The organism is Pseudomonas sp. 7SR1, assembly GCF_900156465.1.
GTDB lineage: Bacteria > Pseudomonadota > Gammaproteobacteria > Pseudomonadales > Pseudomonadaceae > Aquipseudomonas.
Genome location: NZ_LT707064.1, coordinates 5,210,722 through 5,223,303 on the forward strand (window position 1 = coordinate 5,210,722; position 12,582 = coordinate 5,223,303).

Here is a 12,582-nt window from a genome sequence, read left to right on the forward strand (position 1 = left end):
TTGTCATTTCTATAACTTTCAACTTTCGCGCGCCCTCCTCCAACATTCATACATTGACGGTCTGTGCATGAGGCGCAGGCCCGTTCATCGCTCTAAACGCTCCGCCCATAATTAGCCCATTGACATCAATCAGAATTGTCTGATGGCCCGTACCCCGGCAAAAAACTAAATTGGCCCGGCGTTTAGAACGCAACTTATCTCCGACATATGGATATTTAAATGAAGAACATATCGCTGACACTGCTGACACTTTCAATGCTCGCCGCCGCGGGTCAATCGTTTGCAGCTGATCCGGTAACGCCCACCCTGGCCGGCAGTGGCACTATCAATTTCAGCGGCATCATCAACAACGACGCCTGCTCCATCGAAAGTGCCGGCCTGAATAAAACCATCTCGGTGCCCATGGGTGAAGTGTCCATCAAGGACATGGGCACAGCTGCAGCACCCATCGGCAGCGGCAAGCTGAGCGCGGAAAACTTCGACATGAAGATCAACTGCAACGCCGGCACCAAGGTTGCGATGATTTTCGAACCGACCAAAGGCGCGGGCTCGGGCATCGTGACCGGCACCAAGGTCCTCAAGCTGACTGACGGTGTAGGCGCAGCCAAGAACATCGGTATCGCCCTGCTGAACGCCAATGGCGACCAGATCGACCTGAGCTCCCCAACTGCCGCCAGAATCGAAAACACCCTGCAGGACGGCAGCGCGACCCTGAAGTTCTCCGCTGCCTACGTCACCACTGCCGATCCGAAGACCGCCGTGGCCGGTCGCGGCGACGCCACCCTGCCGTTCACCCTGCAATACGAGTAAGGGCCGGACGGGGCTGATACTGCGCGGGACTTCAGGGTCCCGCCTTTTCTCAATTTCAGGCATCCAGTCATGTTCAACCGACACTTCCTATCGTTGTGCGTGGGTTTGCACTGCGCACTGCTCGCAGCACAGGCAAGCGCCGGCATCTCGCTGAGCGCGACCCGCCTGGTGTTCGACGCCGAGCACAAAGAGGTCAGCATCAAGGTACGTAACAATGGTGACGACCTGCTGATTCAATCCTGGATCGACGGCGAGACCGAGAAAGCGCCAGTCCCTTTTGCCGTGACACCGCCGCTGGCAAGGATCATGGCCAAGGAACAGCAACTGCTGCGGATTATCTATGAGGGCACCGGCATGCCAACCGATAAGGAATCGGTGGTATGGCTCAATGTCCAGGAAATCCCCCAGGCCGCCAAGACGCCGAACACGTTGCAACTGGCGGTACGCCAGCGCATCAAGGTGTTCTTCCGCCCTGTCGGCCTTGCGTCAGAAGCGTATCTGGCGCCTGAACAACTGTCGTGGCGACTGGGCGAGCAGCAAGGTCATGCGACATTGACGATAAGCAACCCGAGTCTCTATCACGTTTCATTGTCGGAAGTGGCCGTTCGTTCAGGCTCCAGCACTGAACACCCGGTGGACTCCATGATGATTGCGCCCGGCGAGACCAAAACGCTCCCTCTTAAACAGGCCACACATTCGAACTATTCGAGCGTCAACTTTTCAAGCATCAACGATTACGGTGCGCAAGTTCGCTATGCAGCGACTTTCACCGGTGCATCGGCCGTCAATGGAAAAGCAGTGCAATAACGATCGCCGCACTCACAGCAGTTCCCGACGCTCTCCGATTTCAATAACGAACCTTAACTTCTGTCGTCCGTAGCGATATAGGGCTGGGCATGTCTTTATTCCCACGCAGCAACTCCAACTCCCCGACAAAAACGACGTCGTCCATTAACTTTGGTCTTAACGCGTTATACCTGGCGATGTTGGCAGGCCTGACCCAGCTCGCAGAAGCTGGCGACCCGGCAGTTCAAGAACCCCTTCAAGTCAGCCAGTTCAATACCTCATTCCTGCAAGGCGCAGCGTCCTCCGTGGACCTGGATCTGCTGCTCTCGGCCAACAGCGTTTTGCCAGGAAATTATCGGGTGGACGTCTACAGCAACGACGTGCTGGTCGGCCGTCGAGATATCGATTTTCGGCGCGTTGAGAAAAGCGCAAAAGTGGAAGCCTGCCTGACCCTGGAAACCTTGCAGCAACTGGGGATCAACCTGAGCCGGCCCGAAGTGGCGGACCGCCTCAAAAACGCTGCGCCGGACGCCTGCCATGATCTGCCGGCCTTGATCGACCAGGCGACCGTCAACTACGACCCCAGTCGCCTGCGACTGTCGATCAGCATTCCGCAGATCGCCATGCAACGAGGCATGCGTGGTTATGTCGACCCCGCGCTGTGGGACGCGGGAGTGCCCGTTGGGTTCATCAACTATCAGTTGAGCAGCAATCGCAACAGCACCGACAGCGCCACGACGATTTCCAACAACCTGGGTCTGCGCAACGGCATCAACCTCGGCGGCTGGAGGCTGCGCAACGAATCCAACTTCAACAGCCAGACTGGCCGGCCGAATACGTTCACCAGCAACCGTAGCTATGTGCAACATGACGTCACGGCCCTGAAGGGACAGTTCAGCGCGGGGGACATTTTTTCCGACTCGCAGTTGTTCGACAGCGTCCGCTACCGCGGGCTGATGCTGAGCTCCGACGAGGGCATGCGCGCCGACAGCGAACGTGGCTACGCACCGGTCATCAGAGGCGTTGCGCAAAGCAACGCCACCGTGGAGATTCGCCAGAACGATTACATCCTGTACAGCACCAACGTGCCGCCTGGTCCTTTCGAGATCAGCGATATCTACCCCAGCGGCTCCAACGGTGACCTCCAGGTGACGATCATCGAAGCGGACGGCCGCCGACGTGAAACCATCCAGGCCTTCTCCAGCCTGCCGATCATGGTGCGCCAGGGGCAGGTCAACTACAGCGTCTCGGCGGGCCAGTACAAGAGCAACACCGAAGGCCTGGCATCGCCGCAGATGCTCAGCAGTACCTTGGCCTACGGCCTGAGCAGCAACACGACCGGCATCGTCGGCGTACAGGCAACCGATAATTTCAGGGCCTTGTCCATGGGCCTGGGTCGCAATACGCCCTGGGGGGCCGTGTCGTTCGACCTGACCCATTCGTCCAGCCAGTCCCACGGCCAGACGACACAAGGCAACAGCCTGCGGATGCTGTACGCCAAGACTTTCAGTGGCACCAACACCAACTTCACCCTCGCTGCCTACCGTTACTCGACCGAGGGTTACCGCACGCTGACCGAACATATCGAGGATCAGAGCTACGCCGAACAGCGTCGCGGCAACTCCAAGACCCGCACGGACCTGACCGTGAGCCAGAGCCTGGGCCGCAACCAGCAGTTCGGAAGCCTTTACCTGAACGCTACCGACCAGCGTTACTGGGGACGAGGCGGATCCCAGAGTGTGTCCGCCGGCTACAGCAACAACTGGGGTGACCTGACCTACAACCTCGGCGTGATCCACACCCAGGACGTGGGAAGTTTCGGCCCCTCGAACAACGACACACAGATGAACCTGTCGCTGTCGTTTCCCCTCGGTTCCAAACCACGGGCACCCCGGGCGTATTTCTCGACCACCAGCCAGAAATCCGGCGACAGCACTCAACTGGGGGTGAACGGCTACCTATCGGAAAACAGCGACACCTATTATTCCGTACAGGCAGGCAACAGCAGCACCAGCGGCAATTCGGGATCGGCGAGCATCAGTACCCGACAGCCCTTCGTGGACATCAATGCGGGCTACAGCCAGGGTCGCGGCTACACCTCGCAGAACCTGAACCTCGCCGGTTCGGTGGTAGCCCACGCGGGAGGGATCAACCTCGGGCAGACCCTGGGTGAAACCTTTGCACTGGCCGAGGTGCCAGACGTACCCGGCGGCGTCAAGATCAGCAGTTTCAGCGGAACCAAAACCGGCCGCAACGGCTTTGCGGTCATCCCCAACACCCATCCCTACCGGGTGAACTGGATCAGCCTCGACACTCGTGATCTGGGCGCCGATGTCGAGATCGAGAATGCCACCCAACAAGTCGTGCCTCGACGCGGCGCCGCCGTACTGGTGCGCTACGCCTCGCAAACCGGTCGGCGGGTCCAGTTCGAACTGTTCGATGCCATGCACAAGCATCTGCCGTTCGGCACGGTGCTGGAAGACTCAAGCGGCAAGCAGATCGCGATGGCCGATCCTTCCGGCAAGGCCCTGGCCCTGGTGCAGGACCCGAGCGCCACGCTCACCATCAAATGGGCGGACAAGCAATGCCAGGCGAGTTACTCCCTGCCCGAGCGCGACAAGGCTCTGAACTACGAGCGGGTCAGGCTCGAATGCAGGCCCTGACGGTGCGCCTCATGGCGCCGTCAGCGTCACCAGCCAGGTGCCATCGAGCACGGGCTTTCCGGCCGCGTCCACCAGGGCGTAGCGCTGATTGTAATAAGGCTCGTCCGTGCCGCTGTCCGCGATCAGGCGTGCCGAGACGCCGGGTGTCTGGTTGCCCTGGCCGCCCATGTGTGTGACATCGAGAGTAGCGCCGCGGGCCGCACGCGGGCATTCGACGAGTTCGATCGCGACGCCGGGGTTCATGTCCGTTCGGCACCCTGGCTCGACGATGCTCCCGGTGAAACGGATAACGCCTTCGGTCAACGCCGGTTCGGCCTGGCACGCCCCGTTCAGGGCCACCCACAGCGACACGCCCATCACTACCTCTTTAACGCCCATAGCGACTGCTCCTTGGCTTGAGTCATCAAGGTCTATGTCGTCAGCGGCAGAGGGATCTTGAGTGTTGTGAAAGAGCTCGGGACCACCGTCCAAGCGATTCCGGCCCCAGCGCAGGCGTGTCCACCCGATCGGTTCGGTGCTGCGGACGTGGCGTATAGGAATCTTCCGATTCCAAAAGCCGGCGACGGATCTTATCGTCGAATTCCAATATCCCTGTCCCAGCCTCCGTCAACCTTCCGACTTCAAATCGATCCCCGCGCAGCGCCGCACCCACCCAGAGCAGGTCTTGAATGACACCAGGAAAAATCATAGTACCCATCGTTTTCCTCGCCTTGACGGGCCAGGGAGCAGAGGCAGCCTGTTCCTTTGTGAAAGGACACGGCCTGACCACCATGCAATTCGATTTTCCGCCGACGATATCGGTGCCCCGGGATGCCCCAAATGGAACGGTCCTTTATGAAACGCCAACAAAAACCTTGCAAGGCGTAAACAGTTCCTACACGTGCCCCTCGGGGTATACCTATGGCATCAAAAACAGCCTTGGGACAACGACACCCGGCAACAACATATTCCCGATAGGCAATACAGGCATCGCCTGGCAGTGGATACGCGTCGAAATCAACAACACCGCGGCACGCGGCTACCCCAACATTGATAACGGCCCCTCCGGCACCTGGGGGTGGAATGGTTCCCAGCACGCGCTACGCCTGATAAAGATCGCCGACACCCAGGGCGAGCTGCTGAAGCTTCCTTCGGGGATATATGGCTATTACTACTTCGACAGCATCACGCCCCTGGCGATGAGCGTGACCAGCAGCACCTCCATCGTTGCCCAATCCTGCGACACGCCAGACGTGACCGTGGACATGGGCAAACACAAGCTCAGTTCATTTGCGGAATATGGTTCGCAATCCGCCCCGGTCAGTTTCAATATAAGGGTCAACAACTGCCCCAAGGGCATCAACAAGATTACCTACACACTCGCCCCGACCCCGAACAGTCCCGCATGGAATGCCAGCCTGGGTATCGTCAACCTCAACAATACGTCCACCGCCAAGGGCCTGGGACTGCAACTGCTTGGCAACGACCAGCAACCATTGGAACTCAACAAAAGCTATGTCCTTGGCGAGTCCCCCGCCGCGGGCGGAACCTTCAGCATCCCCCTGACAGCGCGGTATTTGCGCGTCCTGCCCTCGGGAAGCAGCGGGATACTCGATCCTGGCCTGAGCGCAGGAACCGCGAATGCAGACGTCTGGTTCATCATGAATTACCTGTGACGGACGCCCGCTTTCGATGAGATGCCTGAGCCCCGCTCATCCGTGGCCAGCTGGATTGCCTGCCATGCCAGTTGTCCAGAAACCCTGGCGCATCAATGGTACTGGGCTAGAGTCAACGCTTTGCGATGCTCTAAAGGACTGGAAACATGGCCACCACCTACAGCGCCCCTGGGACGATGATCGTCGATATCGCGGGACATGCGGATAATGCCCAGGACGTGGTGATACAGCCCGATGGCTCGATTATGATCGCCGGCTTCAGCCAGTACAGCGACGACCTGGACGAGGGCATGGACTTTTCGCTCACCCGCCTTCTTGCCGACGGCAGTCTGGACAAGGACTACGGCAACGCCGGCCGACAGGTGATCCACAAGCAGATCCCTCTCGAAAAGACATACACGCTTCAGGTCCAGGCCGACGGTGCGGTGGTGACTGCCCACGAAGGGCATGACGATACCGCCATCGTCCAGCGCTGGGGGCCGGACGGCAAAGCCGACCTCACCTTCAACAGCAATGCCGCGGCCAGCCTGCCCAGCGGGTTTGGTTCAGCCCCCCTGGTACAGGCCAAGGCCGACGGGGGCGTGCTGGTCAGTGCGCTGGAAGGTCACACTCTGAAAGTGGCCCAGCTGAATGCCGACGGCACCCGGGACATGGCGTTTGGCACGCAAGGCACCTTGACGCTGCAAGCCGACGGCACGTTCGAGTTCATGCAAGGCCTGACCCCGATGGCAGATGGAGGCCTGCTGGTCCAGGGCGCGCCCGGCTTCCAGAACAGCTTGCTCAAGTACACGGCCGATGGGGAATTGGATACCGACTTTGGCGAGGGCGGCATCGCGTCGCTGTCCTTTCTCGGCAGCTACCGTGGCGACGTGGCCATACAGGACGACGGCAAGATCCTGGTGGCCAGCACCAGCACCTTCAAGGATTTTGCCGTGACCCGGCTCAACGCCGATGGCAGCCTGGACCTCAGTTTCGGCAACCAGGGGACGGTCAGCGTCGACCTGCCCGGCGACTCGGCCCTGGCCAGCGAAATCACTTTGCTGGACGATGGCAGGATCCTGCTGGCCGGACACGCCTACGCCAACCATGGCAGTGACTTTGCTGCGGTTCGCCTGAATGCCGATGGCAGCCTTGACACGACGTTCGGCAGCACGGATGGCACCGCCAGACTGGTGGGCTCCTCTGGCGAGGATAAGCTGCAAGGCCTGGAAACCGATGAGATCCTGCGTGGCCTGGCGGGAGACGATCTGCTGCAGGGCAATCTCGGCCGTGACCTGCTTTCCGGTGGCGCGGGAAGCGACGTATTGCGCTATGCCAGCGTGGCCGACAGCTTCCGCTGCGCCGACAGTAGCGGCAGCGATCGCCTGCTCGACTTCAATCCCGACGAAGACCGTATCGATCTCAGTGCCCTGGGCTTCACCGGCATCGGCAATGGATACGACGGGACGCTGGCGATCCGAAACAATGCCGACGACACACGCACTTACCTGAAGAGCTTCGAGGCCAATGGCGACGGACAACGTTTCGAACTGGTGATCGACGGCAACGTTTCCTCCCGGCTCAACGAGAGCAACCTGCTGTTCAGTGCGGCGGACAACAGCGCGCCGGCCAGCGCCGATACTGGCGCGAAGTCCGCTGAGGTGCCCCCGCCGGGGCATGTGGAACTGACGTTGATAGGCACAGGTCCGAACTTGCATACGGACGTGGTCTGATCGGGTCACGGGCCAACCGTAGCTGGCGCCACTGCTCGCCGGGCAAGGCGTGACACGGTTCGCCCTTCAGCCCCCACTCGCCCCTCTCCTGAGGCTTTGCGGTGCAATGGGTCGGCCAATCATGGGCTCATGTCCGGTTTCGTCCAGGTACGCCTTGGCGCGCCGCCCCTGTCTCGCGGCCCCTCAGGCAGCCGTTAAGTGGCAAAATCCCCTATCAAGAACTTTCCGGAGACCCCAATGCTTCGTGTGTTTGAACGAAGACTCGACCCCTTCCCACCCGATGAAGCCCCACCGCCCCCGGTCGGTCTGGTCCGTTTCCTGTGGGCCTGCACCCGAGGCGCTCGCGGCTATATCCTCGCTTTTGCACTGCTCAGCGCCGGCGTATCGATTTATGAAGCCTGGCTGTTTTCCTTCCTGGGCCAGGTCGTGGACCTGCTCTCGACCTGGCAGGCTGGCGGCGAGGCGCAAGCACAGGAAAGCCGGGTGCTGTGGGGTATCGGCATGGTCTTGCTCGCCAGCATCGCACTGGTGGCGCTGCGCACGATGGTGCAGCACCAGGTATTGGCGATCAATCTGCCGTTGCGGCTGCGCTGGGACTTCCATCGCCTCATGCTGCGCCAGAGCCTTTCGTTCTTTTCCGATGAATTCTCCGGCCGGGTGACCACCAAGGTGATGCAGACGGCACTCGCCGTGCGCGAGGTCCTGTTCACCGTCATTGAAATCGCCCCCGGGATCGGCGTGTACTTCATCGCGATCATCGCACTGGCGGGCGGCTTCGCCCTGAAACTGATATTGCCGTTCATTGCCTGGATCGTATTGTTCGGCCTGGCCATGCTGTACTTCGTGCCGCGCCTGGGGCAAGTCGGCCAGGAACAGGCCCATGCGCGCTCGTCGATGACCGGGCGCATCTCGGACGCCTACACCAACATCACCACGGTGAAGCTGTTCTCTCACTCCAAGCGTGAGGCGCATTTCGCCCGCGCCGCCATGGAAGATTTCAAGCTCACCGGCTTTCGCCAGATGCGCCTGGTCAGCCAGTTCGAGATCGTCAACCAGGCCCTGGTGGTCGCGTTGATCCTTGGCGCCGGCGGCTATGCCTTGTGGTTGTGGCACCAGGGCGAAGTCGGCACCGGGGCCGTGGCGGCGATCACCGCCATGGCGCTGCGCATCAACGGTATGTCGCACTGGATCATGTGGCAGATGACCTCGCTGTTCGAGAGCATCGGCACCGTGCAGGATGGCATGGAGACACTGACCCGCGGCCCCAAGGTGGTGGATGCGCCCGATGCCGGCGTGCTGGTCCCCAAGGGCGGCGCGGTGACGTTCGATAATGTCAGCTTCAACTACAACGGTGAGCGCCAGGTGCTCGATGGTCTGAGCCTGCATATCCGCCCGGGCGAAAAGATCGGCCTGGTGGGCCGTTCCGGTGCCGGCAAGTCGACGCTGATCAATCTGCTGCTGCGGTTCTACGACGTCGACAGCGGAGAGATCCGCATCGATGGCCAGAACATCGCCAGGGTGACGCAAGACAGCCTGCGCAGCGCCATCGGCATGGTCACCCAGGACACCTCCCTGCTGCACCGCTCCATCCGCGACAACATCGCCTACGGTCGCCCGGAGGCCACCGATGAACAGATCCGTGCGGCGGCAGCCAACGCCCAGGCCGATGGGTTCATCCGTCAACTGAGCGACCGGCAAGGCCATAGCGGCTATGACACCCTGGTGGGTGAACGCGGCATCAAGCTGTCGGGGGGCCAGCGCCAACGTATCGCGATCGCCCGGGTGATGCTCAAGAACGCACCGATCCTGTTGCTTGACGAGGCCACCAGTGCCCTGGATTCGGAAGTCGAAGTCGCCATCCAGGAGAGCCTCGATGAAATGATGGAGGGCAAGACCGTCATCGCCATCGCCCATCGACTCTCGACGATCGCGGCCATGGACCGGCTGATCGTCATGGATGAGGGGCGCATCATCGAACAAGGCACCCATGCCGAACTGCTGGCGAAAAACGGCACTTACGCACGGCTGTGGCACCACCAGAGCGGTGGATTCCTGGGTGAGGACCAGGGCGTGGCCGAGGCGGTGGAGTAACCGCGCCTGTCGCGGGCCGATTGCATCGACAAGCCAGGCCCGTGAAGCGATGAACCGCAACTTTGCGGCGCAGGCAGGAAGAAACGGACAGGCCGGCTCGGCGGGTGCGCATGAACGACAACGAATGCGCCCGGGCCGGCACCCGCTCCTGTCACCGCAGCCGTGCCTTCCAAACCGGAGGCCTGCCAAGTAATCTGAAGTTCTCCGATCGAAGACGTTGGCCCGCTCATGGCTTGCCCGCCCGATGACACCACCCGCCGCACTCGCGATACCGTCCTGCGCTATCACCTGGCCTGGAAACATCGGGACCTGGAGGCGATCATGGCGCTGTACCATCCCGATGTGCAGTACAACGACTTCTTCCAGAACCGCACCATGGGCCTGGCGCAATTGCGCGTGTATGTGACAGGCACCCTGCCCCGGCAGCCGGATGAATACCTGGAGCACACCGATCGCATCCGGGCCGACGGCAGCACAGCCTTCATCCAGTACCAGACCGCACTGCAGGGCAGCGGCCAGCGGGTGGTTTTCCGCTCCAGCGAAGCCATCACCGTGCGGGACGGGCTGATCTGGCGGGTCAATGAATACGCCTCGCTGGTGCATGAACACCCGCAAGCCAATGCCAACCGGGCGCCGGCCATCAGCAAGCTGGGGTTGTCGGCCCGGCAGTTGACCTACATGGCCCGGGACCTGGACGAGTACTTCCAGCGCCAGCAACCCTTCCTCGATCCGGAGCTGGACCTGCAGACGGTGGCGGCAGCGACGGGTTACAGCCGCAACCAGATGTCATACCTGCTCAACCAGGTGCTGGGCCAGAGTTTCTACCGCTACGTGAACCAGGCCCGGGTGCAGTATCTGCTGCGCCGCCTGGCCGAAGAAGGTGAAGCGATGCCCATGGATGACCTCGCTGCCGATGCCGGCTTCAACTCCACCTCATCCTTCTACAAGACCTTCCGCGCCCATACCGGCTGTACTCCCAAAGCCTGGCTGAAGCTGCATTGCACGCGTACCCGCAGATAAGACAGCCGAAGAAGTCGTTGCCTAAACTCGTGCCTGAATCGGTAAGCGGGGTATGGCATGGGCGACTGGCGCGGTGTGAGTTTGTGGATGGAGCAACTCGAGGAGCCACTGGAGCCGAGGCCGGCATTGGCCGAAGATCTCCAGGCAGACGTGGCTATCATCGGCGCGGGCTACACCGGACTCTGGACCGCCTACTACCTCAAGCGCCAGGCTCCCCACCTGAATATCGTGATCGTCGAAGCCCAGATCGCGGGCTTCGGTGCCTCCGGCCGCAACGGAGGCTGGTTGATGGGGAACCTGCAGGGTGAGGACCGCCTGCTGGGCGCACTCTCGCCGACGGCCCGGGCAGAAGGTTTCGAGCTGCTGCACGGCATACCGGATGAAGTGGCGCAGGTCTGCCAACGGGAAGCGATCGACTGTGACCTGCGCAAGGGCGGCGTACTGTATTGCGCGGCCCGCTACCCCGAACAAGAACGCCGCCTGCGCGAACAACTGGATGGCTATCGGGCCCTGGGCCTGGATGACGCGGACTATCGCTGGCTGGACCGCGAGGAGCTGGATGCCCAACTGAAAGTGGCCTCTGCCTACGGCGGCCTGTATTCGCCCCACTGCGCCACCGTCCAGCCAGCCAAGCTGGTTCGTGGATTGGCGCGAGCCGTGGAAAAGCTCGGGGTGCGGCTTTTCGAACAAAGCCCGGTATCGAGCTGGAAGCCCGGAGAACTGTCGACCGCCCAGGGGAAGGTCCGCGCCGACTGGATAGTGCCGGCACTGGAAGGTTACTCCAGTGAACTTGCGCCCTTGGGCAAGCACCTTGTCGCTGCGCAAAGCCTGATCGTCGCCACCGAGCCGCTGTCGCCAGACCTTTGGGCGCGAATTGGCCTCAGCCATGGGCAGGCTTTCAGCGAGAACAGCCGCCAAGTGACCTATGGCCAGCGTACCCGGGACAACCGCCTGGTATTCGGTGCCCGCGGCGGCTACCGCTTCGGCGGCAGACTGCGTCAGGACTTCAACCTCAGCGGTGCCGAACGCGACCTGCGCCGGCAACTGTTCGGTGACCTGTTCCCGGAACTGCGCCAGGTACGACTGACCCATGCCTGGGGAGGCAACCTGGGAATCGCCCGGCGTTTTCAGCCCCACATGCTGGTGGACCGCCGCCAGCAAGTGGCGCTCTCGGGCGGCTATGGCGGCGAAGGGGTCGGCGCCAGCAATCTGGGCGGACGCACCCTGGCCGAGCTGATCCTCGGTCGTGAAAGTGTGCTCACCCGCCAGCCATGGGTCCTGGCCGAGCGCTCCATTGCCTCGCTGCCGCGATGGGAGCCCGAGCCTCTGCGCTGGCTTGGCTACAACGCGATCATTCGCAGTTTTGTGCTGGAAGACCGGCTACTGGCCAACCTTGAAACCCCACGGTGGCGGCGAAAAATGGCTGAAGGCCTGGCGTCCACCATGGAAAGCCTGATGCACAGTAAGGAGCCCTTCGCATGACCATCGAACACTTCCCAGACACCGCAGCACTGCCCTTGGGCCAGGCCCATCCGGTCGCAGTGCCGTTGGGTGAACCGGTAGCCCACGTATCCAGCAACGCAGTGGAACGCACCGACGGCGTCGAGGCCGGGGTGTGGGAATGCACACCCGGCCGTTGGCGCCGGCAAATCGTGCAACAGGAGTTCTGCCACTTTATCCAGGGACGTTGCACCTTCACGCCGGATGAAGGCACGCCCATCGATATCCAGGCCGGCGACGCGTTGATGTTCCCCGCGAACACAACGGGCATCTGGGACGTACAAGAGACCGTTCGCAAAAGCTACGTACTGATTTTCTGACTGCCCCTTCCATAACGCTTAGAAC

The 12,582-nt window shown here is 61.5% G+C and carries 10 protein-coding genes; 9 read left to right on the top strand and 1 reads right to left on the bottom strand.

Going from position 1 to position 12,582, the window contains the following annotated elements; translation table 11 throughout:
- Nucleotides 1-219: 219 nt before the first annotated feature.
- The 3 genes from BW992_RS22870 (at nt 220) to BW992_RS22880 (ending at nt 4,259) form a co-directional block, all read left to right on the top strand.
- Nucleotides 220-810 carry a fimbrial protein gene (locus tag BW992_RS22870; protein WP_053154017.1) on the top strand — a complete coding sequence of 197 codons (591 nt, stop codon included), beginning with the start codon at nt 220-222 and terminating at the stop codon, nt 808-810.
- A 69-nt stretch (nt 811-879) separates the two neighbouring features.
- Nucleotides 880-1,617, top strand: coding sequence for a fimbrial biogenesis chaperone (locus BW992_RS22875; protein ID WP_053154020.1), 738 nt, complete (start codon nt 880-882; stop codon nt 1,615-1,617).
- A 176-nt stretch (nt 1,618-1,793) separates the two neighbouring features.
- Nucleotides 1,794-4,259, top strand: a complete 2,466-nt coding sequence (locus BW992_RS22880; RefSeq protein ID WP_083714606.1) for a fimbria/pilus outer membrane usher protein — start codon at nt 1,794-1,796, stop codon at nt 4,257-4,259.
- A 9-nt stretch (nt 4,260-4,268) separates the two neighbouring features.
- Here the strand turns inward: BW992_RS22880 and BW992_RS22885 are convergent, their stop codons facing one another.
- Nucleotides 4,269-4,637 (bottom strand): hypothetical protein, encoded by a 369-nt coding sequence (locus tag BW992_RS22885; protein WP_053154022.1) that lies wholly within the window; start codon nt 4,635-4,637, stop codon nt 4,269-4,271.
- 290 nt (nt 4,638-4,927) lie between these two features.
- Here BW992_RS22885 and BW992_RS22890 point away from each other — a divergent pair, with 290 nt between their 5' ends.
- The 6 genes from BW992_RS22890 (at nt 4,928) to BW992_RS22915 (ending at nt 12,557) form a co-directional block, all read left to right on the top strand.
- Complete coding sequence (locus BW992_RS22890) at nt 4,928-5,914, top strand: fimbrial protein (RefSeq protein ID WP_083526331.1); 987 nt, start codon at nt 4,928-4,930, stop codon at nt 5,912-5,914.
- Nucleotides 5,915-6,060: 146 nt separating this feature from the next.
- On the top strand, nt 6,061-7,626 hold the full coding sequence (locus BW992_RS22895) for a M10 family metallopeptidase C-terminal domain-containing protein (protein ID WP_076407155.1): 1,566 nt from the start codon (nt 6,061-6,063) through the stop codon (nt 7,624-7,626).
- Nucleotides 7,627-7,863: 237 nt separating this feature from the next.
- Entirely contained in the window at nt 7,864-9,717 is a 1,854-nt protein-coding gene (locus tag BW992_RS22900; RefSeq protein ID WP_072430498.1) for an ABC transporter ATP-binding protein, read from the top strand.
- 228 nt (nt 9,718-9,945) lie between these two features.
- Entirely contained in the window at nt 9,946-10,737 is a 792-nt protein-coding gene (locus BW992_RS22905) for an AraC family transcriptional regulator (protein WP_072394665.1), read from the top strand.
- A 57-nt stretch (nt 10,738-10,794) separates the two neighbouring features.
- Nucleotides 10,795-12,219, top strand: a complete 1,425-nt coding sequence (locus BW992_RS22910; protein ID WP_072394662.1) for an NAD(P)/FAD-dependent oxidoreductase — start codon at nt 10,795-10,797, stop codon at nt 12,217-12,219.
- On the top strand, nt 12,216-12,557 hold the full coding sequence (locus BW992_RS22915) for a cupin domain-containing protein (protein WP_072394659.1): 342 nt from the start codon (nt 12,216-12,218) through the stop codon (nt 12,555-12,557). The genes BW992_RS22910 and BW992_RS22915 overlap by 4 nt, the downstream gene beginning before the upstream one ends.
- The last annotated feature ends 25 nt before the right edge of the window (nt 12,558-12,582 follow it).

Bases quoted from the DNA above. Each gene is read 5' to 3' on its own strand.
- BW992_RS22870 (WP_053154017.1), top strand. From the start codon at position 220: ATGAAGAACATATCGCTGACACTGCTGACACTTTCAATGCTCGCCGCC.
- BW992_RS22875 (WP_053154020.1), top strand. From the start codon at position 880: ATGTTCAACCGACACTTCCTATCGTTGTGCGTGGGTTTGCACTGCGCA.
- BW992_RS22880 (WP_083714606.1), top strand. From the start codon at position 1,794: ATGTTGGCAGGCCTGACCCAGCTCGCAGAAGCTGGCGACCCGGCAGTT.
- BW992_RS22885 (WP_053154022.1), bottom strand. From the start codon at position 4,637: ATGGGCGTTAAAGAGGTAGTGATGGGCGTGTCGCTGTGGGTGGCCCTG.
- BW992_RS22890 (WP_083526331.1), top strand. From the start codon at position 4,928: ATGACACCAGGAAAAATCATAGTACCCATCGTTTTCCTCGCCTTGACG.
- BW992_RS22895 (WP_076407155.1), top strand. From the start codon at position 6,061: ATGGCCACCACCTACAGCGCCCCTGGGACGATGATCGTCGATATCGCG.
- BW992_RS22900 (WP_072430498.1), top strand. From the start codon at position 7,864: ATGCTTCGTGTGTTTGAACGAAGACTCGACCCCTTCCCACCCGATGAA.
- BW992_RS22905 (WP_072394665.1), top strand. From the start codon at position 9,946: ATGGCTTGCCCGCCCGATGACACCACCCGCCGCACTCGCGATACCGTC.
- BW992_RS22910 (WP_072394662.1), top strand. From the start codon at position 10,795: ATGGGCGACTGGCGCGGTGTGAGTTTGTGGATGGAGCAACTCGAGGAG.
- BW992_RS22915 (WP_072394659.1), top strand. From the start codon at position 12,216: ATGACCATCGAACACTTCCCAGACACCGCAGCACTGCCCTTGGGCCAG.